General features: G+C 66.9%; 22 protein-coding genes and 1 pseudogene. 14 read left to right on the forward strand and 9 right to left on the reverse strand.

What is annotated here, in order from left to right; genetic code table 11:
- Nucleotides 1-51: 51 nt before the first annotated feature.
- Both JQX13_RS19655 and JQX13_RS19660 read right to left on the reverse strand, forming a co-directional pair.
- Entirely contained in the window at nt 52-798 is a 747-nt protein-coding gene (locus tag JQX13_RS19655) for an ABC transporter permease (protein WP_239014907.1), read from the reverse strand.
- Between the two features lie 44 nt (nt 799-842).
- The gene (locus tag JQX13_RS19660; RefSeq protein ID WP_203410495.1) at nt 843-1,787 is read right to left on the reverse strand and encodes an ABC transporter ATP-binding protein; all 945 of its coding nucleotides are present in this window, start codon (nt 1,785-1,787) and stop codon (nt 843-845) included.
- A 316-nt stretch (nt 1,788-2,103) separates the two neighbouring features.
- Between JQX13_RS19660 and ettA the strand changes: the two genes are divergently transcribed.
- The 4 genes from ettA (at nt 2,104) to JQX13_RS19680 (ending at nt 6,475) form a co-directional block, all read left to right on the forward strand.
- Nucleotides 2,104-3,783, forward strand: coding sequence for an energy-dependent translational throttle protein EttA (ettA, locus tag JQX13_RS19665; RefSeq protein ID WP_203410496.1), 1,680 nt, complete (start codon nt 2,104-2,106; stop codon nt 3,781-3,783).
- 136 nt (nt 3,784-3,919) lie between these two features.
- Nucleotides 3,920-5,113, forward strand: coding sequence for an AAA family ATPase (locus tag JQX13_RS19670; RefSeq protein ID WP_203410497.1), 1,194 nt, complete (start codon nt 3,920-3,922; stop codon nt 5,111-5,113).
- Complete coding sequence (locus JQX13_RS19675) at nt 5,106-5,666, forward strand: hypothetical protein (RefSeq protein ID WP_203410498.1); 561 nt, start codon at nt 5,106-5,108, stop codon at nt 5,664-5,666. Before JQX13_RS19670 ends, JQX13_RS19675 begins: the two co-directional genes overlap by 8 nt.
- Before the next feature lie 65 nt (nt 5,667-5,731).
- Nucleotides 5,732-6,475: a dienelactone hydrolase family protein gene (locus tag JQX13_RS19680; protein WP_239014908.1), complete on the forward strand. Its 744-nt coding sequence runs from the start codon at nt 5,732-5,734 to the stop codon at nt 6,473-6,475.
- A 397-nt stretch (nt 6,476-6,872) separates the two neighbouring features.
- Here the strand turns inward: JQX13_RS19680 and JQX13_RS19685 are convergent, their stop codons facing one another.
- Nucleotides 6,873-7,931 (reverse strand): SDR family oxidoreductase, encoded by a 1,059-nt coding sequence (locus JQX13_RS19685; protein ID WP_203410499.1) that lies wholly within the window; start codon nt 7,929-7,931, stop codon nt 6,873-6,875.
- A gap of 94 nt (nt 7,932-8,025) precedes the next feature.
- Here JQX13_RS19685 and JQX13_RS19690 point away from each other — a divergent pair, with 94 nt between their 5' ends.
- Nucleotides 8,026-8,931, forward strand: coding sequence for a LysR family transcriptional regulator (locus tag JQX13_RS19690; protein ID WP_203410500.1), 906 nt, complete (start codon nt 8,026-8,028; stop codon nt 8,929-8,931).
- A 116-nt stretch (nt 8,932-9,047) separates the two neighbouring features.
- Entirely contained in the window at nt 9,048-9,806 is a 759-nt protein-coding gene (locus tag JQX13_RS19695; protein WP_203410501.1) for an SDR family NAD(P)-dependent oxidoreductase, read from the forward strand.
- Here the strand turns inward: JQX13_RS19695 and JQX13_RS19700 are convergent.
- The 5 genes from JQX13_RS19700 to JQX13_RS19720 form a co-directional block, all read right to left on the reverse strand.
- Nucleotides 9,803-10,777, reverse strand: a complete 975-nt coding sequence (locus JQX13_RS19700) for a lytic polysaccharide monooxygenase (RefSeq protein ID WP_203410502.1) — start codon at nt 10,775-10,777, stop codon at nt 9,803-9,805. The two genes, JQX13_RS19695 and JQX13_RS19700, sit on opposite strands and share 4 nt — an antisense overlap.
- A gap of 80 nt (nt 10,778-10,857) precedes the next feature.
- Complete coding sequence (locus JQX13_RS19705) at nt 10,858-12,156, reverse strand: amidohydrolase family protein (RefSeq protein ID WP_239014910.1); 1,299 nt, start codon at nt 12,154-12,156, stop codon at nt 10,858-10,860.
- A gap of 173 nt (nt 12,157-12,329) precedes the next feature.
- The gene (locus tag JQX13_RS19710) at nt 12,330-12,743 is read right to left on the reverse strand and encodes a hypothetical protein (protein ID WP_203412663.1); all 414 of its coding nucleotides are present in this window, start codon (nt 12,741-12,743) and stop codon (nt 12,330-12,332) included.
- Nucleotides 12,740-13,816: an esterase/lipase family protein gene (locus tag JQX13_RS19715; RefSeq protein WP_239014912.1), complete on the reverse strand. Its 1,077-nt coding sequence runs from the start codon at nt 13,814-13,816 to the stop codon at nt 12,740-12,742. Before JQX13_RS19715 ends, JQX13_RS19710 begins: the two co-directional genes overlap by 4 nt.
- Nucleotides 13,817-13,889: 73 nt before the next feature.
- Nucleotides 13,890-15,815: a DUF4038 domain-containing protein gene (locus JQX13_RS19720; protein WP_203410504.1), complete on the reverse strand. Its 1,926-nt coding sequence runs from the start codon at nt 15,813-15,815 to the stop codon at nt 13,890-13,892.
- A 256-nt stretch (nt 15,816-16,071) separates the two neighbouring features.
- Between JQX13_RS19720 and JQX13_RS19725 the strand changes: the two genes are divergently transcribed.
- The 8 genes and pseudogenes from JQX13_RS19725 to JQX13_RS19760 all read left to right on the forward strand — a co-directional run bounded on the left by JQX13_RS19725 (nt 16,072) and on the right by JQX13_RS19760 (nt 24,487).
- Nucleotides 16,072-17,478 carry an amidase gene (locus tag JQX13_RS19725; protein WP_203410505.1) on the forward strand — a complete coding sequence of 469 codons (1,407 nt, stop codon included), beginning with the start codon at nt 16,072-16,074 and terminating at the stop codon, nt 17,476-17,478.
- A 164-nt stretch (nt 17,479-17,642) separates the two neighbouring features.
- The gene (locus JQX13_RS19730; protein WP_203410506.1) at nt 17,643-18,962 is read left to right on the forward strand and encodes a carboxypeptidase-like regulatory domain-containing protein; all 1,320 of its coding nucleotides are present in this window, start codon (nt 17,643-17,645) and stop codon (nt 18,960-18,962) included.
- Nucleotides 18,963-19,422: 460 nt separating this feature from the next.
- Nucleotides 19,423-20,775 carry a serine hydrolase gene (locus tag JQX13_RS19735; RefSeq protein ID WP_203410507.1) on the forward strand — a complete coding sequence of 451 codons (1,353 nt, stop codon included), beginning with the start codon at nt 19,423-19,425 and terminating at the stop codon, nt 20,773-20,775.
- Between the two features lie 199 nt (nt 20,776-20,974).
- Nucleotides 20,975-21,883 carry an alpha/beta fold hydrolase gene (locus JQX13_RS19740; protein ID WP_203410508.1) on the forward strand — a complete coding sequence of 303 codons (909 nt, stop codon included), beginning with the start codon at nt 20,975-20,977 and terminating at the stop codon, nt 21,881-21,883.
- Nucleotides 21,880-22,557, forward strand: coding sequence for a hypothetical protein (locus JQX13_RS19745; RefSeq protein WP_203410509.1), 678 nt, complete (start codon nt 21,880-21,882; stop codon nt 22,555-22,557). The genes JQX13_RS19740 and JQX13_RS19745 overlap by 4 nt, the downstream gene beginning before the upstream one ends.
- Before the next feature lie 101 nt (nt 22,558-22,658).
- Nucleotides 22,659-23,324, forward strand: coding sequence for a nitroreductase (locus JQX13_RS19750; RefSeq protein ID WP_203410510.1), 666 nt, complete (start codon nt 22,659-22,661; stop codon nt 23,322-23,324).
- A gap of 271 nt (nt 23,325-23,595) precedes the next feature.
- A pseudogene (locus JQX13_RS56370) lies at nt 23,596-23,946 on the forward strand (DUF2019 domain-containing protein); the annotation flags it as partial.
- Between the two features lie 253 nt (nt 23,947-24,199).
- Nucleotides 24,200-24,487, forward strand: coding sequence for a barstar family protein (locus JQX13_RS19760; protein ID WP_203410511.1), 288 nt, complete (start codon nt 24,200-24,202; stop codon nt 24,485-24,487).
- Here the strand turns inward: JQX13_RS19760 and JQX13_RS19765 are convergent.
- The gene (locus JQX13_RS19765; RefSeq protein ID WP_203410512.1) at nt 24,484-25,173 is read right to left on the reverse strand and encodes an ArsR/SmtB family transcription factor; all 690 of its coding nucleotides are present in this window, start codon (nt 25,171-25,173) and stop codon (nt 24,484-24,486) included. The two genes, JQX13_RS19760 and JQX13_RS19765, sit on opposite strands and share 4 nt — an antisense overlap.
- Between the last annotated feature and the right edge of the window lie 36 nt (nt 25,174-25,209).

The raw sequence follows: 25,209 nt of genomic DNA on the forward strand, positions 1-25,209 counted from the left end.
CCTGTCCCCTACATTCCTTGCCGGGCAGGCAAGCAGGCAGGCGACGCACACTCAGGCTTTCAGTTTGTAACCAGAGCGCAATGCGGCCCATGCCAGGACGGTGGCCGCCAGCGCTAACGCCACCAGGATACTAGAGCCCAACAGTGGCGGGAAGCCGCTACGGCCCAGCATTCCGTATCGCAGTCCCTCCACCATGTACACCATGGGGTTGAAGAGACTGATGTGGTTCCACGGCGAGGGCAGCTCACGCACCGAGTAGAAAATGCCGCCCAGGAAGGTGAGCGGCAGCATCACGAAGGTGGGGAAGAAGTTGATCTGCTCGAACTTCTCGGCCCACACCGCCGCCAGGATTCCCAGCACGCTGAAGGTGTACGAGGACAGCAGCAGGAAGAGGAGCGTGGCGGGGGCGTGCTCCAGGCGGAAGCCGGTGAAGAGGGTGGCCACGCCCCAGGTGAGCAGGCCCACCATGAGCCCGCGCACCATGGCCCCGCCGATGAATCCGGCCATCAGCTCCAGGGGCCCCAGGGGCACGACCAGCAGGTCCACGATGGTGCCCTGCATCTTGTTGATGAAGAGCGAGGAGCTGCTGTTGAGGAAGGCGTTGTTGGCCAGGCCCAGGAAGACGAGGCCCGGAACGATGAACTCCAGATAGGACACGCCCTCCACCTGGTGGACGCGGCCGGACAGCGAGTAGCCGAAGACGAGGAAGTAGAGCGAGGTGCTGATGAGCGGTGAGAGGACCGTCTGGCCCGGCACGCGCATGAAGCGCCGGACCTCCTTCACCAGCAGGGTTTTCATCCCAAGGGTGTTCATGGTGGGTGTCGGGGGAGGGAGTGGGGCGCTCAGGTGGCGGGAGTGGCGGCGGGCTTGCCGCGCAGGATGTCGATGAGGATGTCCTCCAGGCGCGAGTGACGCGTCTCCACGTCGCCCACCGGGAGGCCCAGGGTATAGAGGGTGCGGAGGATGTCACCCGCGGGAGCGCAGCCCTCGCGCTCGGGATAGGTGAGGGTGCGGCCATCGGCGGACAGCGTGGCGCCCGCCTTGCGCACGAGCTCGGGCGGCGTGCTCACCGGTTCGGTGAAGGTGACGATGAGGCGCTTCTCGCCCAGCCGGCGCAACAGGGCCTTCTTCTCCTCCACCAGCAGCAGCTTGCCCTCGTTGATGACGCCCACGCGGTCGGCCAGCTCCTCGGCCTCTTCCAGGTAGTGCGTGGTGAGGACGATGGTGGTGCCCTCCGCGGCCAGCTTGCGCACGTAGTTCCACAGGTCGCGCCGCAGCTCCACGTCCACGCCCGCGGTGGGCTCGTCCAGGAAGACGAGCCGCGGCTTGTGCACCAGCGCCTTGGCGATGAGCAGCCGGCGCTTCATTCCGCCCGACAACGCCCGGGTGATGGCGTTCGCCTTGTTCTGCAGGTTGAGCGCGGTGAGCACCTCCATCACCCGCGCCTCGTCCCGGCGCTGCCCGTAGTAGCCCTGTTGGATGTAGAGCGACTCGGCCACCGTGAAGAAGGGATCGAAGTTGATCTCCTGCGGCACCAGCCCCACCTCGTAGCGCGGGCGCACCGGGTCCACGTCCAGGTCCTGCCCGAAGACGAGGATCCTCCCGCTCGTCTTCTTCACCAGCCCGCACACCGAACCGATGAGCGTCGTCTTGCCGGCGCCGTTGGGTCCGAGCAGGGCGAAGATCTCCCCGGGGCGGATGCTGAGGTTGACGTCGGAGAGGGCCGTGAGCTTGCCGCCATAGGACTTCGTGAGACCCTGCAGCTCGAGCGCGGGGGTGGTGGACATGGTGGGGAGGCGTTTACCACCACCACGGCTTCCGAAAAGGCCCGAGAGCATTCCAATGGAGCTGGAATGCCGGGGGGGTGAAGGATGCGCACTCGCAGTCCCGCCCGGAGGGCAGGGGAGCGCGGGGAAAGGGAGGAGCGCGGGGGACGGGGAGGACGCGGCGCGCACGACGGACTGTTCTCAGCCGGAAGAGGCGGAAGCCCGGGACAGCATGTGTCCGGGAAGACCGAGCGAGTGACCGTGCGCCTTGAGGCCGCCTGCGCTCCTTGGTATCCGCCTGCGTCCACGTCACCGAGTCGGAGGCAGAAAGAACACGATGGCCCAGAACTTCATCTTCACCATGCAGGACCTGCGCAAGGTCAAGGGAGGCAAGGAGATCCTCAAGGGCATCTACCTGTCCTTCTTCCCGGGCGCGAAGATTGGCGTCATCGGTCCCAACGGGTCGGGTAAGTCGACGCTGCTGCGCATCATGGCGGGCGTGGACACCGAGTTCTTCGGGGTGGCCAAGCCGGATCCGGGCGCGCGCGTGGGCTACCTGGCGCAGGAGCCGCAGCTCGATTCCTCGCTGGACGTGAAGGGGAACGTGGAGCTGGGGCTCAAGCCCATCCGCACGCTGCTGGACCGCTTCAACGAGGTGAGCGCGAAGTTCGCCGAGCCCATGGACGACGCGGCCATGGAGAAGCTGCTGGCCGAGCAGGGCAAGCTGCAGGACGCCATCGACGCGTGCAACGGCTGGGAGCTGGACCGGACCCTGGAGATGGCGATGGACGCGCTGCGCCTGCCGCCGGGGGACGCGGACGTGACGAAGCTGTCGGGCGGTGAGAAGCGCCGCGTGGCGCTGTGCCGCATTCTGCTGGAGAAGCCGGACCTGCTGCTGCTCGACGAGCCCACCAACCACCTGGACGCCGAGAGCGTGGCGTGGCTGGAGCAGGCGCTCAAGGAGTACAAGGGCACCATCGTCTGCATCACCCACGACCGCTACTTCCTGGACAACGCGGCGGAGTGGATCCTGGAGCTGGACCGCGGCGAGGGGGTGCCCTGGAAGGGCAACTACTCGAGCTGGCTGGAGCAGAAGCAGAAGCGGCTGGAGCTGGAGGAGAAGGCGGAGAGCGCGCGGCAGAAGACGCTCAAGCGCGAGCTGGAGTGGGTGCGCGCGTCGCCGAAGGCGCGCCAGGCCAAGAGCAAGGCCCGCATCACGGCGTACGAGGAGCTGCTCAACCAGACGCAGGAGAAGAGGGATCCAACGGGCGAGGTGACGATTCCGCCCGGGCCGCAGCTCCGGGGGCTGGTGGTGGAGGCCAAGGGCCTGCGCAAGGCATACGGGGATCGGCTGCTCATCGACGACCTGAACTTCAAGCTGCCGCCGGGTGGCATCGTGGGAGTGATTGGTCCCAACGGCGCGGGCAAGACGACGCTGTTCCGGATGCTGACGGGCCAGGAGAAGCCGGACGCGGGCGAGCTGCGCATCGGCGAGTCGGTGAAGATGGCGTACGTGGACCAGAGCCGTGACGCGCTGGATGGCGAGAAGACCGTCTTCCAGGAGGTGAGCGACGGGCTGGACTACATCGACCTGGGCCGGGCGGGGCAGATGCCGAGCCGCGCGTACCTGGCGGGCTTCGCCTTCAAGGGACAGGATCAGCAGAAGCGGGTGAAGGACCTGTCGGGAGGCGAGCGCAACCGGGTGCACCTGGCGAAGATGCTCAAGAGTGGCGGCAACCTGCTGCTGCTGGACGAGCCCACGAACGACCTGGACGTGGAGACGCTGCGGAGCCTGGAGGAGGCGCTGCTGAACTTCGCGGGCTGCGCGGTGGTGATCAGCCACGACCGTTGGTTCCTGGACCGCATCGCCACGCACATCCTGGCGTTCGAGGGAGAGAGCCGGGCGTTCTTCTTCGAGGGCAACTTCCAGGACTACGAGGCGGACAAGAAGAAGCGGTTGGGCCCCGAGGCATTGGAGCCGCACCGCATCCGCTACCGTCCGCTCACGAAGAGCTGACACGGCCCACTCCTCCCTCTCCCTCCGGGAGAGGGTCGGGGTGAGGGTAAAGGAAGTCCCAGGTTCACGGCTGTGGAAGTTCCCTCTCCCTCTAGGAGGGCTAGGGTGAGGGTCGTCCCCTCCCGGGAGGGCGGTCGTGATTCAGAAGGTCTCGTTCCGCAATTTCAAGGCGTACCGCTCGCTCGACCTGGAGTTGGAGCCCTTCACGGTGCTCGTCGGCCCGAATGCATCGGGCAAGACGACGCTGCTGGAAGGGCTGCATCATTTTTCCGTAGTGGCCTACGAGATGCTGGCAGGAGGAAGGGGGTTCCTGCCCACGAACAATCTCCAATTCCAGTCTTACGGAGTCAAGGCGCCGATTGAGTTGAGCGTTTCTGGCAGGTGGAAAGGCATTGAGGGATCGGCCAGCGCCAGCTGCAGCCCAGAGCCATACAAACCGCAAGACGGTTCGCCGCCATACTTCCCATTCAAGCTCGAGGGAGAATGGAACGGGGCGCATTTTTGGGCTGGAGATTGGGGCAAGACGGCTCGTCCGAATAATCCCCACGGCCTCCATGGTGACCTGGAAACGGCCTCTTTTCAGCGAATCCGTGAGGCCCTGAGCGCGACCACGGTTCTGCGGTTCCAGGCCAGCAGTCTCTCGGCGGCTTCCTACAGTGAGGAGGCTGTTCCCCAGATTGGCACGGATGGCAGTGGACTGGCGTCCGTACTGGCCTACCTCAAATTGAGCCAGGATGAGATCTTCAGTGAGATTGAGCTCGCACTGAAGCAGGTGGTTCCCTCGGTCCGTCGCATTCGTCTCGAGCGTGCCGTGGTCGAGCAGAGGTTCATTCGAACGCTCTCCCTGGATGAGCAGCAACATCAGATTCCAGAGACGCGCACGCTGTGGGGCCAGCGAATCGTTCTGGACATGCGGGGCGCCAAGGGCGTTGCCGCGGATGCGGCGGGAGAAGGCACGCTCATGGTGCTCGGTCTCCTGACCGTCTTGATGAGCCCTCAAAAGCCGCGTCTCGTCCTTCTCGACGACCTCGAAATGCGGTTGCACCCCGTCGCTCAAGCCAAGCTCATCGAGGTCCTGCGGAGGCTTCAGCAGAATGACCCCGAGTTGCAGATCATCGCCACGAGCCACTCGCCGTTCATCCTGAACTACCTCGACCCGAAGGAGGTCCGGATGACCTTCCTCGCGGAGAACGGCTTTGCCCGTTGCGAAAAGCTCTCGGCCCATCCCGAGTTCGAGCGCTGGAAGGACCTGATGAGCCCTGGTGAGTTCTGGAGCACCGTGGGCGAGTCCTGGCTGGAGAAGGCAGGCGAGACGGCGAGCCATGAGTGAGGCCTCCTACGAGCTCGGCGTCGTCTGTGTCAATGGACAGCCCGGTCAGCCGGACGCATTCATGGCGCGTCTCGCGCTTCTGCTTCTGGCCTCATCCGTGCAACCTCCCAAGGCCGTGCTCCTGATTCGCGACAGTGATGGAGACTCCCGGCGCCGCCTTGGGCTCGAACAGGCGAGGGATGACAGGCGCTGGCCCTTTCCCATCATCATCGGCGTGGCCGAGCCCAAGCGCGAATGCTGGGCGCTCACGGGATTCGACCCCAAGAACCCCGAGGAGACCGCGCGGCTCCAAGCGTCGGAGCGTCGGCTTTCCTTCCACCCCGTGAGGGATGCCCACCGCCTGGATGCACGTGAGCACGGGGCCAAGAACGATGCGAAGGTCGCCTTGGAGGAGCTCACGCGTGGGGACAAGGAGCGCGAGCGCGCGTGCCTGGAGGACACGTCCCTCTCCTCACTGGCGGCGCGGGGCGGGAACACGGGCCTCACCGAGTACTTGAAGGAAATCCGGGAGAGGCTCGTTCCCGTTCTCAGCGGCCATTCTCAGGGGCCCTGAGTAAAGCCCAGCGGCGAGGACCCGAATGCGTCTAGGCTCTCCCCCCTCATCGCGAAGGAGGGCCCATGTCGGCCGCCGATACTTCTCTGGAATTGCGTACCGAGTACCTCGACTACACCGAGGCGGACTCCGTCTTCGAAGCCTACGTCGCCTACCCATCGGATACGACGGGCCCGCGTCCATGTGTCCTGGTCGCTCACGAGTGGAGCGGCTTGAACGGGGCCATGCGTGCCATGACGGAGAAGGTGGCGAGGCTCGGCTATGTCGGCTTCGCCCTCGACGTCTACGGCAAGGGCATACGTGGGTCCGAGACCGGCGACAACTCAGGGCTGATGGGCCCGCTCATGGCGGACCGGGCCCTGTTGCGCCGGCGTCTGCTGGCGGGGCTCGCCGCGGCCCGAAAGCATCCAGCGGTCGACACCGGGCGGATCGCGGCGATCGGCTACTGCTTCGGTGGGCTCTGCGTGCTCGATCTGGCACGAGCCGCGCCGCCGGATCTTCGCGGCGTCGTGAGCTTCCACGGCGTGTTCCAGCCGCCGAACCTCGGGGCGCAGGGGCCCATCTCCGCCAAGGTGCTGCTGCTCCATGGCTGGGACGACCCGCTGGCGCCTCCGGCCGACGTGGCGGCGGTCGCGCGCGAGTTGACCGCGGCGGGTGCGCCCTGGGAGCTTCACGCCTACGGCCATGCCCAGCACGCCTTCACCTTCGCGGGTGCGAACATGCCCGAGCGCGGCATCGTCCATCATCCCGAGGCCGACCGGCGCTCCTGGGCCGCGATGCGGACCTTCCTGGAAGAGATCCTGGCCTGAACCATCCATGTGAAGTTTTGCGTGGAGGACGCCATTTCTCAGACGTAGAGACTTTCTCCCCATCCGCGAATCCCTGCCGGGGGCTTGCAGGAGATATGCGATAATGGGATTGAGCGTTCTATATCCGGACACTCCACGGCTTCGGTTTCACGGCCAGAGGCGTGGCTCACGAGCGATGAATGTTCGTGGCACAACGGTTGCTCTGTCTTCCGGCTCCGTGAGGAGGGCTGTTCCTCTCGGATGCAGCTCCAAGCCTTCCGATCTCTGCATCAGCAATCGGTGTTCCGGGCCGGAAGAGCCGTGAACGCCCGGGGATGTGGGTAGAACGGCGGAGGTCGCCGTTCGCCGAGCCCGCGGCCAGCGCTTTTTGACGGGGGCGCTGGCCGCGTGGCGCGGTTCAGGGAATGACCCTGCGCCGGCGGAAATCCGCGAAGATGTCCAGGAACATCGCCTCGGTGTCGACGTACTCGTGGAAGCCGAACCGGCGCGCTTTCGAGCCATCGGCGAACATGTCGTAGTCCCAGGAGAAGACGAAGTCGCCGAAGCGCCAGGACGACACGTCCTTGTAGGGGTTCCGCTCGAGCCCATGCTTCTCGAGCATGGCGTTCCAGAGTGGCTCCTTGTCGGCCATGACGACGTCGAGTGACATCGGCAGGGGAGGCGCCACCTCGAGCTCGAAGAAGAGGGCGAGCTTCGGCCACATCTCGCTCCAGCGGAAGAGATCGCCATTGTTGATGTTGAAGGCCTGGTTGGCGCAGCGCTCGTGGGTCGCGGTCCAGACGGTCGCCCGCGCCAGGAGCCCCGCGTCCGTCATCTCGAGCAGCGAGTCGTACGCACCCGGCTTGCCCGGGAAGCGCAAGGGCAGCCCCAGCTCCTTCGACATCGCCGCGTAGACGGCGATCACCATGGCCAGGTTCATCGGGTTGCCGAGCGCGAAGCCGCACACCACGGACGGGCGGATGGCCGACCAGGTCCAATCCCTGCCCTTCTGCCGCTGCTCGAGGAAGGCCTGCTGGTCCACGTTGAACTCGGGCGGCATGTGGTGGGCGTCGGTCTCGCGGGCCGGCGTCTTGAACGGGCCCAGATGCGCGCCGTAGACCTTGTAGCCCTGCATCAGGCTGACATGCCGCAGGCCGGACGCGACCGGCTCGACCGCGTCGACGACGTTGACGAGCATGGCGAGGTTGGGCGGCACGAGCTCGGCCCAGGTCGGTCGATCCTGGTACGCGGCGTAGAAGAGGTGCGTCACCCGGGTGAGCCCGCCGAGCTTCGCGCGACAGTCGTTCCGATCGAGCAGATCCACCTCCACGTACCGGACGCGGCCCGTTGACGCTCCGCCGCGCCGCGACAGGCCGATGATGTCCCAGTCGCCGAGTGTCGCGAGGTGCTCGATGAGGTTGCGGCCGATGACGCCCTGGGCTCCGACGACCAGGGCGACCTTGTTCTGGGTGCTCATGACTTCCTCCCGTGGGTGCCAGCCCTGATATGGACGGCGCGGCACCCGTGCGATAGACCGCCGCACGGAACAGGACTTGTGAGTTGAGCTCACGATGGCTCGATTGGACGTCAACCGCTTCGGCGAGATGGAAGTCTTCGTGCGGGTGGTCGAGCTGGGTGGCTTCTCGGCGGCCGCCCGGGCGTTCCGCATGACGCCCTCGGCCGTGAGCAAGCTCGTCGCCCGGCTCGAGAGACGCCTGGGGGCACGGCTCGTCAATCGCTCGACCCGGGGCCTCCAGCTCACGCCGGAAGGCTGCACCTTCTACGAGCGGAGCGTTCGCCTCCTCGCGGATCTCGAGGAGGCCGAGCGGGGAGCGGCGACGAGTGACGTCCCGTGTGGCCGGTTACGCGTCAACGCCAACGTGCCCTTCGGCACGCACTTCCTGCTGCCGCTCGTCCCGGAGTTCCTGGCCCGCTATCCGGGCGTCTCGCTGGACATCGTCCTGACCGACGCGGTCATCGATCTGCTCGATGAGCGCACGGACGTGGCGATCCGCGCCGGGCCGCTGAAGGACTCGCGTCTCGTCGCGCGCAAGCTTGGTGAGACGCGCATGGTCATCGTCGGGGCGCCGGCCTACTTCCAGCGCTTCGCCATGCCCAGGACACCCGGTGAGCTGGAGGCGCACAATCGGCTTGGGTTCGGCTACGCGCGCGCGGTCGAGGGCTGGCCGCTGATGGACCAGGGTGTCAAGGTGACCGTCGCACCCGTCGGCAACGCCCAGGTGAGCGACGGTGAGGCGCTGCGCCACCTCGCGCTGGCGGGTCTCGGTCTTGCTCGGCTGGCCGCCTTCCAGGTCAAGGCCGACATCGCGGCGGGCCGGCTCCTGCCGGTGCTGGAGGACTGCAACCCGGGGGACACCGAGCCGGTCCACGCTGTCTTCCTCGGCCAGGGCGGGCACCTGCCAGCCCGCGTGCGGGCGTTCCTGGATCATCTCACCGACAGGGTCCGCTTCACCTGACGCAACCTTCTCGAGGTCGGGAGTTCCACCCAGGGTGGCATGTTGTCAGCATGTTGAAATCCGCGTTAGCCTCGATGACCACCACGCCATGGCGAACGTGGCATTCCGGGGTCTCCATGCGCTTCGCGGGAAAGTCGGCGGTCATCACGGGGGGCAGTGAGGGAATCGGTTTCGCGATCGCGGCCGGGCTCGTCGAGGAAGGCGCGCGGGTGGTGCTGGTCGCCCGGCGAGAGGACAAGCTCGTGGAGGCGGTGGGCAAGCTGGGGCCCCGCGCCTCGTACGTGGTGGGGGATGCCTCGAAAGCGGAGACGGCCGAGCGCGCCGTGGAAGCGGCGGTGAGCCGCCACGGAGGGCTGGACCTGCTCGTGAACAACGCGGGAACCCTTCGCGTTGGAGGCATCGGAGCCCTGTCCCTGGAGGACGTGGACACCATGTTCAGCGTGAACGTGCGCGGGACGGTGGTGTTCACCAACGCGGCCGTGAAGGCGCTGAGCGGGCGCCCGGGCGCGGCCATCCTGATCATCTCGTCGTCGGCGGGGCGCCGCACCGTGCCCTACCTCTCCATCTACGGCGCGACGAAGGCGGCGGTGCAGCACATGGCCCAGACGTGGGCCATCGAGCTCGCCAATCGCGGGATTCGCGTCAACTGCCTGAGCCCCGGAGGCACGAGGACTCCCGCCTTCGACGCCGCGGAGAAGGTGATGCCGACGCTCGAGCAGGACACGATCGAGAGCAGCCTCATCAAGCGTGTGGCCACCCCCGAGGAGGTCGCGCGGCATGCCCTGATGTTGCTCGACGAGAAGACGAGCGGCTTCGTGACGGGCGCCATCTGGGACGTGGATGGCGGCTATCAGCTCCACCGCTCCCGGCCCTAGCGCGAGGGCTCGCCGCTCACCGGCTTCTCGATGTCGATCTGGATGCGGTACCCCGCGTCCCGGACATAGACGCTGTTGCCCTGACGCGCCTCGACGGGAGCGATTCCTCCCCCGGCTTCGAGGGCACCCACCCGGACGTAGCGGGAGTGCGCATTGACCTGCCGAGCCAGCCGCACGAGCCAGTGGGCCGCGGGGCTCACCTCGTCCTCCAATCGGAGCTCGTGACGCTCCACGTCCCTGCCGTCGCGGTCGAACACCCGGAAGGTCACCTTGCTCCCCGCGCGCAAATCCTCACGGGCCTGCACCGGCTCCAGCTCCTTCCAGTCGGATGCCGCGATGCCCGCGCTCCCGAAGTCCACGTCGATACAGGCGTAGAACGCCTCCGGGCTGTCCGAGCGTTGCCAGATGTTGTAGATGACGTGCCGGCCCCTCTTCCCGCTGGGGAATGGACAGCTCATCGTGTAGCGGTTGTTCTGGAGGGTGACGCTCGTCACGGTGCAGAACGGCGTTGCCTCGAGATCCGACCACTTCAGCGGCTGCAGCGGATTGTAGCCATCCTTCGTCACGTAGAACTGGAAGTACCGGCCCGCGTGGGGCGCGGTCGCGTGATAGACGAACTCGAACCGGCCACTCGAGTTCGGAGCGATCAGCTTCGCCGGCCAGTCGTTCCTCGCCAGGTCCAGGGACTTGTGTGACTCATTGCCCGCGCTGCAAAGCTTTCCGTCTGGAATGATCTCTCGGTGCCGGTCATTGGCGTTCCCCTGCCTGACGCCATTCCAATCATAGAAGGCCTGCGTGCCGCCGTAGGCGATCGCCGCCTTGCAAGCCGCGGACTTGGGCGTCTCCGGCCCTTCCTTGTAGCAGTTGTACACACGGCTGATGGGGATCTCCATGGAGCCGTGCGCGAGCGACTGACCACCGGACAACACGGACAGCAGGACCAGGGACGGCGCGATGAATGGCTTCCTCATGCGGACGGACCTCTCTGCCTTCGAGGTGGAATTCACCGTAAAGGAGTCCGCGGCCGGGATTTTCGGGTCACCTCTGGATTTTAAAAGAGCTCGCGCGGGACGCCGGCCTTCTCGAACAGGTAGTCTCGCGATGCTTCGATTTCAGAACGGAGACGGCCCAGGTCCACGTCGAGAAGGGCTCCTCTCCATTTCCGGATTCTTCCAGCGACGATGACGGTGTCCACGTTGCTGCGCTCCATCAGGGTCACGATGGCGCCCGGCACGTTGTTGAGCGGGGCGACATTGATGGCATCTGTCCGCAGAAGGAGGATGTCCGCCTCCTTCCCAGGTGTCAGCGAGCCGACCTTCCGTGCGAGACGAGCAACCCGAGCACCCTCGACCGTGGCGAAGCGGATGACGTCACGGCAGGAGAGCAGCGCGGGCAATTGCGTCTCGCCGTTCAGTGCGCGCTCGTTGATGAGCCCCCGCTGGAGCGTGTAGACGGTCCGCATCTGCGTGAAGAAATCAGCGGTCATCGTGCATTCGACGTCGACGCTGAGCGAAGGCTGGATGCCGTGGTCGAGCGCGGTCTGGATCGGCGGCATGCCGTGCCGCATCGTCAACTCGATCGGGGCCGCGATCGAAACGCCCCCACCGGTGTCGGCGATCTGCTTCCATGAGGCTTGCGAGATACCGGTGGCGTGGATGTACTCGATATCCGATGCGAGCAGTCCCTCCCGCCCGAGCTGCTCCAGGAGCGTTGCCTGGTCGAGTCTGCCGACGAGGTGGGTCACGATGGGCACACCCGCCTGGCGAGCAAGCGCCCAGTTCTCGCGGAACCCGCTCTCCCTGAGCTCGGCGTTCATGGCCAGCGTCAGGAGTTGGTCGCTGGAGGAGAAGTACTGCTTTTGCAGCCGCAGGAGGTCCCGCGGGTACGCGGTGCCGGAGCCCTGGCCCGACGCATAGGCATAGACCGCGCGACGTCCCGCATCCCTCAGGGCCCGGATGGCCGCATCCGAATGCTCCGGCGTATGGTTCACCTGGGACGTGTCGACGACCGTCGTCACTCCGGCATCCAGCTGGCTGAGCGAGCCGAGGAGCTCGGAGATGTAGACGTCCTCCGGCCTGTAGGCCGGCGTCAGCCTTCCAAGGATGATGTCGAAGTAGTTCCTCTCGCTGTGCGGTTGACCCTCGTTGAGCAGCAGGCCCTCCGCCAGGGAGCTCCGGAGCGCCGTTTCGAATTGATGGTGGTGGGTATCGACGAAGCCCGGCAGGACGACCGTACCGGTCGCGTCGATGATCGCCGCACCCGTGGCCTCGAGAGCGGGCCCGACCGCGACGATCTTCCTGCCCTCGACGAGCACGTCGGCGCGGGCGAAGTCTCCAACGGAAGGATCCATGCTGAGGACCGCACCGCCCTTCAAGAGGTACCGGCGCCCCTCGGTACCGGTGTCTCGCGGCAGCTCATCCGGCTCTGGCGTATTCCGTTTCGGTCCAGGGGTCGCACAGGCAACCGCCGCTCCGAGAGAGACGGCCCCCGCCGCGAGGAACCGCCGACGGGATGTGCCTCTCGTCAACGGTCCTCCCGCATGCACCACGTCGTTCCCGCAGACGTTCCTACACATCTGGAGCTCCCTTTCCTGACCTGGCAGGTCCGTGCGCACACGCCAGAGCTAGCCTGTAGGAAAGGTCTCGTCGGTCTTGCAAGGGACCTCTTCCGCTGGGGACGGATGGAGAACACGACATCGAGTGCGACGTCCAACACCTTGCCGGCAACGCGGTTGACCAGCCGGACCATCCCGTACGAGCCCGAGAGGGCCAGGTCGTGGACCGCGTGGACACCCCGGACGGGCACCGCCAGCGGGGGGACCTTCTCCAGTAATTCGAAGGGCACCGCGGCGGTGCGCTTGTGCACCTGCTCGACCGCCGTCGCGCCCTTGTCCACCGCGTCCTGCACCAGCGCCTTCACTCCGCGCCACGTCTTCATGGGAGCTCCCCTTCACACCAGGCCCGGACCTGGGCGTAGACGTCCGCGTGGTGGGCCAGTGCGATGTGATCCACCCCGGCCACGACCTTGACGTTCTCCTGCGGAAAGACAGGACTCCGGTCCATCGCGCCCGCCCGGCCGGCGGCGCTCGACAGGGGCACCACGCCGTCGCCGAAGAGCGCGGAGAGCAGGTGGCGCTCGTCGCGGCCCAGTGAGCCGACGAGCAGGTGATGGGAGAGCTCCGGGAGCAACGGGACGGGGTGGCGGCGGTTCTGGAGCGGCGCCTGACTGTCTGTGCCCTCCCAGTCCTGCTTCAGCAGGTTCCCGAAGCCGAGGTCCTTCACGCCGTTGCTGCGCAGATTGGCGATGTCCGCCACCAGTTGCGTATACGGATTGGGGATGGAGCGCAGCGCCCAGGTCACCACCTTGCCCAGCCGCTCGAGGGGGGAGCCCAGGTGCGGCACGCCGATGTAGAGGGCGCGACGGACCCGGGACAGCCAGGTGAGTTCGGCCTCGGCGGCCACGTGGCATGCGCTGCGCACGACGAGCCCTCCCATGCTGTAGCCCACCAGGATGAGCTCCTCGATGGGGACCGGGAACTCGGCCATGAGCGTTTCCAGCAGCCGGGCCAGGGCCTCGCCATTCTCGGAGATGTGCAGGCCGGAGTTGTAGCGGAGGTAGAGCGGCGTCACGCCCAGCTCCTTCTTCAACAGCGCGCCGTAGGTGACCGCGGGCTCGCCGGGGAAGGACCAGACGGCCTCGGTGACGGCGAGCCCGTGCACCCAGAGCGCCAGTCGGCCCGTGGGCGCGGGGTAGGCCCGCTGGAGCGACGCGCGGTCGAGCCGCACCGGCTGCCCGTCGAGAAAGAGCTCCATCGGCGTGGCCAGCTCGTTGTCCTGGCGGTGGAGGTAGTCCCCCAGCACGCCATTGAGGACCCCGAGGGCGAACTCCAGCTTGCCGCCCCCCGCTCGGGCCCCGGGAGGCGACGCCGTGCCCTCCCCTGCGAGGATGGGCGGGACCGGCCCGGTTACCGGCACCAGGGCCGGCGCTTCCGTGTCATGAGGAGTCGTCACTCCGGTGGACCATGACACGGATGACGCGGTGCGCAAACCCTCCTGGGGATCTCGTCCCTTCCAGCGCCGCCCGTCAGTGGCGGTAGACCTCGAGGCCCGACAGGTTGGCGGTGCCTCCCGACGTGGTCAGGTTCAAGGTGCCATCCGTGACGGAGACGACCCACGGTCCCAACCGCTTCCACTCACCGGGGGCGCCGCTCACGTAGTTGTCCTGGACGAGCGTGCCCTCCACCCGCACGTCGAACGTCTTCGTCGCGTTGTCCTCCCATACGTAGAGGTAGACGTCATAGGTGCCCGAGGGCACCGCGCCCATCGCCACGCTCGCGGTCGTGCCGTAGATGCACGAGCGGATCATCTGCGCGCGGTTGGCGTCCGTCGCGGGCACCAGGGGAATGCTCTGGTCCTCGAAGCGCGTACCCGTGAGGGTGAGGTTGGCCGCGCCGCTGCTGGCCTCCCAGCTCCGCCCATCGATGGTGAGCGCCGGCCCACCGAGGTTGATGGCGCGAAGGAGTGTCCCCGAGGTGGGCGGGGTGCCCGCGCGCTCCACCACGAGCAGCGCATCCGTGTAGCCCGAAGGCCAGGCGAGAGCGCGCGTCCCCGTCCCCGCGTACGTCCCGATGAGCGTCTTCGCTCCACCCGCGCCCGGGTTCCACCAGGACAGGGTCACGTTGCCCCCTCCCAGCGCGGCGAGGTTGACGACGATGCCCGAGCGCGTCGTCGGGAAGTACGCGAGGCCGAAGCTGCCATCGCTCGCCGTGGCGGAGACGCCGTAGTCGAGTCCCCCGTTGGTGGAGGTGGTGCCGTATCCACCGGCCAGCAGCTTCTGGGTGTTCCCCGTCCGATGGTCCGGCCGCAGCAGGTGCGTCTTGTAGCCCGCGAGGAAGGACGCGAGGTTCTTGATGTCGGTGGCCGACGGCGCCTGCAAGGCCGTCTTCCAGGCCGAGTCCATGTCCCAGATGTTCTCGTGGCCATAGGCGAAGCCCACGGCACCACTGAGGTAGGACCACCAGGCCTGCGCGCGCAGGCGCCGGCGATCGAGGATGGGCGAGGACGTGCGGGCATCGTAGTACGACTCGGGCATCACCACGGGACGCACCGTCGTGCGGTTGTAGTCCGCGAGCACGTAGCTGTAGGTCGTCTCGGGAGAGTACGCGAAGTGCACGGTGTGCCAGGCCTGGCTCCCGAAGTACGCCGCGGACGAGCTCCTCCGCTTCGCGTGGTACGACATCAGGTGACGCTTCGCCTCGTTGGCGCGGATGGCGTTGGCCAGGGCGTTGGTCGCCTCGACGCGGTCGCTCGTGTCCATGCCCGCCGGGACGTCCGCGGCATCGCCCGTGGGATTGTTGTCTCCGCCCAGAATCCAGAAGAGGTTGTTCTTGCCTCCGAACCGCTTGCCCAGGAAGGTCCCGTAGGACGTGGACGCGCTGGTCGTCATGTACGGGCGCCAGTCCCTGCCCCCGTAGCCATACCAGGACACCGCCGCCGCTACCTGGATGCCGCGCTGCCCGGCCTGGTCGATGACCCACTCGACGTGGTCCCAGTAATCATAGCCACTCGCATCCGAGGGGTTCGTCGTGGCCACCGAGGTGATGGCCGGTGACGCCGGGTTCATGTCGTTGAAGGGCGTGTCGCCGTAATAGTTCTTCGTCCCCCACTCGCTCGGCATCGGGAGCAACATCACCTGAATGGTGTTGAAGCCCTTCGCCTTGCGGTCGTCGAGGTACGCAATCACATCCGCCTGGCTCAGCCTCGACGGCAGCCCCCACGGCGTGTCGGCGACGTACCGGAACGGCGCTCCCGTGGCCGTGACGAGGGAGCGTTGGTCCGCGCTCGCCTTGATGGGGTAGTCCGCCAGCGTGAGCGGATTCGCCGCGAGGGCGGCCTCTGGTCCTCCCGAAGCCTCTGCTTCCAGTTCTTCCCTTTCAGGACCACAGGCGCCCAGGACCACGAGGCCCAGCGCGAAGAGCGGCGTCTGCCAATGGCGACGAGATGAATTCATGATATCTGATCCTTTCTGGAAATAGCAGGAAAGCCATATTTTCGTTCGAGCGCAAGGTGATAGCGCAGACCGTCGCGCATGACCCGGCAACGCGGGCCCGCTGCCCGTGACCGATATTCTACCCGGGTAATATTGACAGCTGATTATACCCGGGTAGTATTCGTCGAAAGAGGCACCGGACGCGCCGGGTCGGCATGGAAGCCGCCGCCAGGTGTCGCTGCTGCCTCCCACTCGGAAAACGATGGAGATGAATCACGTGACCACGGGACTGTGGAAGCGGAGTGCCTGGGAGCTTGCTGGCATGGTGGCGCGCGGAGAGTGCAGCGCGCTCGAGGTCGTGGACGACCACCTGCACCGGATCTCCGAGGTGAATCCCTCGGTCAACGCGGTCACGAACGTCCTCGCCGACTCCGCGCGCGAAGCGGCGAGAGCCGTCGATCGCCGGCGTGCCTCGGGTGAGGCACTCGGACCCTTGGCCGGAGTGCCCTTCACGACCAAGGAGAACCTCGACGTGGCGGGCTCGGCGACCACGCACGGTGTTCCCGCGCTGCGTCACGCCGTGGCGCCGCTCGATGCGCCCGTGGTGCAGCGGCTGCGCGAGGCGGGTGCCATCCCGCTCGCCCGCACCAACCTGCCGGACCTCTCTCTTCGCATGCACACCCGCAGCCAGCTCCACGGTGACACCGTGAACCCCTGGGACCCGAGTCTCTCGCCGGGTGGGTCGAGCGGAGGGGAGGGGGTCGCGCTCGCGACGGGAATGTCGCCCCTCGGTCTGGGGAACGACGCGGGTGGCTCGGTGCGCCTGCCCGCGCTGCTTGGCGGCGTGGCCGCGCTCAAGCCGAGCTACGGGCGATTCCCCGGCGATCGCAGCATCGGGCCGCGTGACCTGACGCTGTCCTCCCAGCTGATTCCGGTGGACGGACCGCTCGCGCGCACCGTCGCGGACCTGCGCGTCGCCTGCCATGTGCTCGCGGGCCCGGATCCGCGCGACCCGCGAGTGGTGCCGGCCCCCCTCGAGGGACCGCCACTCGCGCGCCCGCTCCGCGTCGCCGTTACAGCAGACCCGGGCGGGCTCGGCGTTCACCCGGACGTACGCGCCGCGGTGGAGCTGGCCGCGGCCGCGCTCCGGGACGCCGGGTACGTGGTCGAGGAGGTGGATGTGCCAAGGCTCGCCGAGACCGTCGACACGTATGGACACATGATCATGACCGAGTTCAGCCTGAGCTGGCCGATGCTCGAGCGGCTGCTGGCTCCGGATGGCCGCCGCTATATCGAGCTCGCGATGGCGTTGCGCGGCCCCGTCGATCTCGCCGAGTACGTGCGGCTGACCTCGGTCCGGCAGGGACTCCAGCGAGACTGGGCACAATTCCTGGCCCACCATCCCCTCGTGCTCGGACCGGTGTTCACGGAGCCGGCCGTGCCGGTCGGCTACGACACGCGCGGGCCCGAGGAGCACGCCCGGTGCGCGAACGCCCTGCGGTTGTGTACCGCCACGAGCTTCATCGGCGTGCCAGCTGTCGCCGTTCCCACACACCTCGCCGGTGGACTTCCGCAAGGCGTGCAGGTCATCGCCAGCTTCTACCGCGAGGATCTGTGCCTCGATGCGGCCGCGGCGATCGAAGCGCGGCTTGGCACCTTCGCGCCGGTCGACCCGCGTTCGTAGCCAGGAGGGCCACGTTCCACGGTCCTTCGTGTTGTGCTCGGGTCGACACCGCGACGTGTGACGGGCTCGTCCTCCCTGACGCTCCAGAGGAGAAGGCGGTGACAGGCGTGGTCGGTACGCTCCGTGCAAATCCTGAGGCCTCCCTCCCTCAGGAGAATCCCGACATGAAACGCTCCGCTCTGTTGTTGTTGCCCACCCTCCTCGGTCTCGCCTGTGGCGAGGCGGAGATGTCTTCATCCACCGCCGACGGCACTCGCGCCGGGTCCGCCGCTCTCTCGGCGGTCTTCTCGGGGACGGTCGTGGACAATCAGGGTCAACCCATCGCCGGCGCGCGTGTGACGGTGAATGGAATCCTCCGCCTCACCAGCTCCACGGGGACGTACAGCGTCGCGGTCACCGAGTCGCTGGCGGGCTATCGGTTCGACATCCGGAAGGATGGCTACGCGCCGGTGAACGTGTTCACGACCGGAGGCGCGATCGCGCGGAAGCATGTGCTCGCGAAGTCCTTCACGAAGCTGATCGACCCGGCGATCAACAACGAGATCGCCGACCCGGCTTCGGGCATCCGGGTGATGCTGCCCGCCAACAGCCTCCAGACCCCAACGGGCGCGCTCGCCACGGGGCGGGTCTCGTTCTTCATCGCGCCGCACGGTCCGGACACGATGCCCGGCGACTTCAGCGCGAGGAATTCCGCCAATCAGCCGGTCGCGCTCGAGACGGTGGGGGCGGTGACGCTGGCGGCGGTGGATGCCAGTGGTAACACCTTGAGCCTGATCGCCGGGAAGACCCTGGACGTGCGGCTGCCCGTGCCCGCGGCCGTCGGGGGCGGGACGATGCCCGCCTGTGTCCTCAATGGGAGCTGCCGGGCCGCGATGTGGCGGTTCGATCCGCGCACCGGCTTGTGGATGGAGCAGGCCGCGAGCCCTCAATTCAATACCATGGGCACCTCGTTCCGGATCCTCGGCCAGCGCAAGGGCACCATCGACTCCGCGGATGGCCTGGGAACCTGGAACGCGGACATCGAGACGGTCAACCCCGCCTGTACCCTCATCAAGTTCGAGAACATCCCCCTGGATTGCTACAACCCTCCGCCCGCCTCTACCCCCGAGCCGGGTCTCGAGGTGGCCTTCGAGCAGATGACCGTGAGCGGGACGCCCAGGTCGAAGGAGGTGACGGTGAGCTCCAGTACGTCGTTCATCGCGCTGGTCAACCTCCGGGCCAGCACCCACCTGAAGCTGTCCTTGGAGTTCCCGCCGGGCGCGCCCGCCTACTGCGCTGGCAATCTCTCCATCACCTCGACGCCCGCGCCCGCCGCCGGCTTCCCCGCGTACTGGGCCACGGGTGGAATCACGCAGTTCACCACGGGCGCGCTCACCTACACCGGCTACCCGATGAATTCCGCGGGCAATGCCATCACCCTGGCCGACGTGGTCGCGGGTGATCACCCCTGCGGCTCGCTCGTTACCTTCGCGACGCACCCGTAGACAGGGTGTCCCCCTCGGACGGCACCTACGTGGATGACGCAGCGCTCACCCGCGAGCCGCTGCGTCCATTCCCCTGGTGGGTGTTGACAACCTTGCCGGGCATTGCTCAGGGTCCCGTGGTGGCGTCACGAGGTCGCCAGCAAGCCATTCGAGGTTTTTGAAACGTGCGACTGCTCCTGGTGCTGTGGGGTTCGCTGCTGACGTGATGGTCCTGCGGGCAGCTGGCCTCCCCGTTTTCGCGGGGGCGCAGTCTGGTGGATGGGGCGCTCCCTCGCTGTTCGGGTGGAGCGCCGTTGCCGCATTCTGGGCTGCTGTGTGGTGGGGCGTGGTATCGCTCGTGAGCCGCCTCGGAGGGCGAACGCAGGGACCGGCTACGCGAGGCCCTTCTGGCGGAGGTGAACGCGACTCCGCATGAAGTCGCGTGGGATTGCCGCCATCTCATCAGCGAAAGGGAACCTCGATGAAGCGCATGCTCGTCGCCGCCGCCACCCTCTGTGCCGGAGCCGCACAGGCCATGACCGATGCCGAGTTGGAATCCGTGGTCGAGCGGCGCCTGTCTGGAGACCGTACGGGCGCCTGCTTCGCCGTGGCCGTGATCGACGACGAGGTCGCGCGTGCCTACGTCTGTGCCAACGCGAAGGATGCCGGGCGCATCGACTCGAGAACCGCCTTCGAACTGGGTTCGGTCAGCAAGACCCTGACCGCCACGTTGCTCGCGGACCTGATGGCACAGGGCAAGGTCTCGCTCGATACCCCGCTGGCGAGCCTCCTGCCAAAGGGCACGAAGGTCCCGACGTTCAAGGGCAAGCCCATCCTCCTGAGGCACATCGTCACACACACCTCGGGGCTGCCGTCCCTCCCGTCACGCATGCCTCTGAAGGACCCGGCCAACCCCTACGCCGACCTCGACGAGAAGACGCTGCTGGAGTCGCTCGCCGACGTGAAGCTGGAGCAGGCACCGGGCAGCCGTTTCGAGTACTCCAACTTCGGGATGATGCTGCTCTCAGCGGGTATCGCGCGCCGGGCCGGTGTGGATTTCGAGACGTTGCTCGACCGCCGCCTCTTCACTCCGCTGGGAATGGAGGGCGCCTATGTCAACAAGCGCCCCGACACGGTCCGCGCCGCCACGGGCCACCTCCCGAACGGGCAGCCCACGAGTGCGTGGACCTTCGCCACGAACCTGGCGGGTGTGGGCGGTGTGCGCGCCACGCTCGACGACATGGTGCGCTACGTCGAGGCCGGACTCGGCAGGCGCGAGTCGTCCATCACCCCGGCGTTGCAGCGCACCCTACGGCCGATCGAGACCGTGTCGGGTCAGCGCATGGGCATGAACTGGATGCTGACCACGGTGGGTGGACGCACAGTGCATGTGCACGAGGGGGGCACGGGTGGCTTCACCTCTTTCGTGGCCCTGGATGCCGAGCGGAAGCGCGGCGTCGTGGTGTTGTCGGACACGGCGCTGCTCTCGCTCAACGGGCTGGGCGGCCTGGGCATGCACCTGATCGACGCCTCCGTGCCACCGGGCGAGCCACGCAAGGTGGTGGCCGCCGACCCGGCGCTGATGGATGCGCTGGTCGGGCACTACGAGCTCACGGGAGGGCTGAAGCTGCGGCTGGGTCGCAAGGGCAATGCCTTGGAGATCCAGGCCGAGGGTCAGCCGGCGTTCGAGCTGGGCTACGACAGCGCGGGAGACTTCTTCCCGCTCGCCTTCGATGCGGTGCTACGCCCGAAGCGCCTCGAGGACGGTGGTTATGGCTTCACCTGGATTCAAATGGGCGTGGAGAGCGAGGCCCGCCGCGTGGACGCGCGGTGACCCTGTCGGGTGACACTTCCTTCATTGCCCGGTGTTCCTCCTGCGCGCGGTACGAGGAGGATGTTCATCCGTCCGCCGCGAAGGAGAGGAGCCGATGGCGCGACGTGCGTCTGTTCTGCACCGGGTGATAAGGATGTGTCTGGGTCTGTCAGTGGCTGTGTCGGCGGGGTGCCTCGACGCCTCGGAGCCGGGCAATCTCGTGCCTGGGACGGTGGTCGAGGATCCCTCGTTGCCACAGGCCCGGTGGAATGGTGCCTCCTTCCACATCGAGGAATTCGGGCCCGAGGGCGCTCCCGTCCTCATCTTCCTGCACGGCGGCCCGGGCGATGACTACCAGTATCTGCTGCCGCTCGCGGGCCGACACGGCGGAGTGAGTCTCGCGGACGATTACCGGCTGGTCTTCTGGGACCAGCGCGGGGCGGGCCTCTCGGAGCGCTTCTCGGACCCCGAGGAGCTCCGCCTGGACAAACACCTGCGCGACCTGGAAGAGCTGGTGGAGCGCGTTGCCGGCGAGCGCCAGGTGGTGCTGGTGGGCCACTCGTGGGGCGGCCAGTACGCCGCGATGTACATGAGCGCACACCCCGAACGCGTGGCGGGAGTGGTGTTGCTCGAACCGGGAGAGTTCAGCACGGAGCTGGGCAAGCAGGTGCCCGGCTTCAGCCCGGTCCTGAACGCCGAGTGGGTCAATGACTGGGCCTGGGCGCGTCAGGTGGTGGGGACGGATGACCATGCGCGTGCCGACTTCCTGCTCACGGTGGGGTTGCTCGACGAGAGCGCCCAGCCGGGTCGCAATGACAGGGGCGTGCCCTCCTGGCGCACGGGGATGGCGTCGAAGGTCTATGTCTATCTGGACCAGCTTTCCAACCAGCGCTTCGACTTCACCGCGAACCTGGACCGGGTCCAGCCGAAGGTGCTGTTCATCGTGGGCGGAGCCACGGAGGACCTCGGAGTCGCGTTCCAGGAGACGCAGCGCACCCTCTTCCAACGCTCCCGCCTGGAGGTCATCCCCGACGCGGGCCACAACGACATCGTCTACTGGCGAGCCGCGGAGTCCGTGGAGCACATCCGCGATTACCTGCGCTCGCTGGACCTGGAGGGGGCCCGATGAGAACCATCTCTCTTGTGTTGGGGCTCCTGGCCGGGGTGGTGCTGTTGCCGGAGCGAGCGGTCGCCGACGTGGCCTCGAGGCCCTCCTCGGACCGTCCCAACGCCATGTACCTGGATATCGGGATGGATGGCGCGCTCATGACGGGCCGGCTGGGCTATGCGCGAGCGCTGGGGACCGGGTCCGCTGCTCCCACGTGGGTGTTCGCCGACGCGGCCATCCCGTTGCTTCAGCCTGACTTCGGTGACTTCTCGCTGCGCGCGGGTGCGCGGGTGCATCTCCTCCGGTTGGGCGGGTTCGAGCTGCCACTTCAGGCGGCCGTCCAGGTACGAGGCACGGAGAACGTCTCCTTCATGGCACGCGGGCTGGGCACGGAACTCGGGGCGATGCCGGGCTGGTACGGAGAACGCTGGCTGCTGGCCGCGGAGCTCTCGTGGGATCGCCAATGGCTCACGTACCTGGAGCCCACGGCCGAGCACCGGAGCCGCATCTACGCCGATGCGCGCTCCGGCTGGTACGGAGCATCCGCGGACACCCTGCGCGCGGGCGTGCGCGCGGGACTGCTCTCGTCAGGGCGGTTCGAACTGTTGCTCCGCGCGGGCTACGAGGTGCATGGCCGCTATGACGCGATGCTGCCGCCCCTCTATGCCATGGTGAGCGCGAACGTGCGCTTTTGAGTGCGATTCGGGTGATGGCGGCACCTACTGCCGCCCCTTCGTCCTGCACGTTATGATTGACCTCCCCCCCACAACCCTGAACCGGGTTTGAAGAGGTCCGCATGTTTGATTTCGAGGAAATCGTCCGAAGCCGGTGCTCGAGCCGCCGCTTTCTTCCCACCCCGATTCCTCGCGAGCTTCTCGTGGAAGCCTTGTCTCTCGCGCAGCTCGCACCCTCCAACTCGAACATCCAACCCTGGCGCCTCTTCCTCGCGGAGGGCGAACGCAAGGACCGTCTGCGCGAGGCCCTCATGGCGGAGGTGAGAGCGAATCCGCGTGAGCTGGCGCCGTTGCCAGCGTCTTTTCGCTCGTATCGCCGTGAGCTGGGCGCGATCGTCTACGGGGCGATGGGAGTCTCCCGGGACGATGAAGCCGGGAGGGCTTTGGCTTCGCGGCGCAATTACGAATTCTTCGGCGCGCCCATGGTCGGCATCCTGTGCATGCACCGGGAGCTCGGGCTCGTGGATGCAGTGGGGGTCGGAATGTACCTTCAGACCCTGGTCCTGGGACTGACGGCGCGCGGTATCGGAACCTGCGTCCAAGCCGCGTTGACGACGTATCCAGAAGTCATTCGCCGTGAGCTCGCCATCCCCGAGGAACTCGTGATCCTCTGTGGGCTGTCCTTGGGGTATGCGGACCCTGACTTTCCGGCGAACCATCTCAAGGTACCGAAACAGCCCGTGGAAAAGAATGTGTCGATTCTCGGCCAGGTCAGCCAGTCTGGCTGACCGCTTCCTGGCCTCCTTCCCGTGGGGAGCTGCTGGGCGTGCCGGAGGCGCACCTGCCACGAGTCACGAACTGGATGAGCGATTTCGTCCGCTGCCTCGCGGGGTGGCCGTGGGCCAGCTGCTCGGCATGTTCCGCGAGTGGCTCTCCGCCCGGTACGTCCTCCCGGAAGAGACACTCTTGTCCGTCCTCGTGCGGGAGCTGAGGTGCGGGATCCTACGAGGTGCAGAGCGCGTTTGGTCTACTGACAATCACCAATGTCAGGAATGGGGCATGGTAAAGAGTCTTGAAGAGCTCGTTGAGGAGTTCGCGTATCACGTACAGGCTCAAACCAAAGAGATCTTCAAGGGAGACGCGAAGACTGGAAACAAGCACGCAAAGAAGGCCGTTGCCGCGTTCCTGGAGTTGCGCTCCAGAGGAGATACGGGGCGGGACGCACTCGCTGTGCTTTTCACGCATCCGAGTATGGACGTGCGGACATCTGCGGCTGCGTTTCTGCTCCGTCATCGGACAGCCGAGGCCAAAGCGGTTTTAGAGGAGGCTGCAAAAGGGATGGGACTGATTCCCTTTGAGGCTTCCGAAGCCTTGAAACGCTGGGAGGAAGGCACCTGGGCTCTGGACCCTGCCGAGGAAGAGGCGGAGCGGCCAGATGCAACCCGCCCGGCACCGCCGCCCAGCAAGCGCAGCCGACCCCGCACGGAGCGCGCCGCGACTGACAGACGGAGGGGGAGCAAGCGGGACAAGCCCGGAGGTTGAGCTCGAGCGGAGCGCGCCATGGCCCCGATGGCCTGGCAGCTGAGGCTCGGGCCCGGTGGAGGTCGTACCCTGATACCTTCCTCCGGCACACGCCGATGTAGCACGGTCCAGGAGAGCGTGGATGTTGGTCGAACTGGATGGAAGTCGACTCAGGTCGGAGCGGGATTTTCATGAGCAGCTCGCCAGGATGCTGGATTTCGGGCCGTACTACGGCAGGAATCTGGATGCTCTGTGGGACAGGCTCAGTGCGGACGTGGAACGGCCCGTGAAGCTGGTCTGGAAGGACGCGGAGGTCTCGCGTCTTGCCATGGGGGCTGTCTTCGACCGGATTGTGCGTATCCTGAGGAAGGTCGAGGAGCAGGACAGGACGTGCGGGTTGCGGGAGCGCTTCGAGTTCGAGCTTCTTTAGCGCTCCAGCGACACCCCAAGCCGCTCCTTGAGGACCCGCCGTCCCTCGGATGTGACGGACACGACGCGGGAGTCAGTGTGCCGGGTGATCCAGCCTTCCTCCGTCAGCTTCCGGGCGATGGCCGCTCCCAGCGCTCCTGCGAGGTGCTCCTGTCGTTCGCTCCAGTCGAGACACCTCGAGGCGAACTTGCGGCGGCCTTGCTTCAGGTCGGGCAGGTCGAGGCCGAATGACCGGAACCATTTCTCACCGGCTGGAGTGACGGAGAACGCGTCGTCCTCCGCTCGGAGGACGCGGCGGGAGACGAGCGCTTCCGCGAGCCGGACGCCCAGCCGGCCCGCGAGGTGGTCGTAGCAGAAGCGGGCCATGCGGATGGGGGCGTCGGGTTTCTCTCCCGGTGCCCGGCGTGGGGCGGAGGGCGCCACGACCATCATCGACTCCATCATCCGCGCGACGTCCTCGGACGCGAGGTGGAAGTACTTGTGGCGGCCTTGCGCTCGAGGGTGGACGAACCCACTGGCCGTCAGCCGCTGCAGGTGCGCCGTGGCGGTCGCGGGTTCCACTCCCGCTCCATACGCCAGCTCCTTGGCCGTCAGGGCTCGGCCCTCCATGAGGAGGGTCAACATGCGCAGGCGGGTGGGGTCACCCAGTGCTCGCGCCAGCGCGCCCAGGTCTGGTTCGTCCGTCATGGTTCGACGGTAACCAAACTGTTCCCGCGGGACAAC

Origin of the sequence: Archangium violaceum (assembly GCF_016859125.1) — a bacterium.
GTDB classification, from domain to species: Bacteria; Myxococcota; Myxococcia; order Myxococcales; family Myxococcaceae; genus Archangium; species Archangium violaceum_A.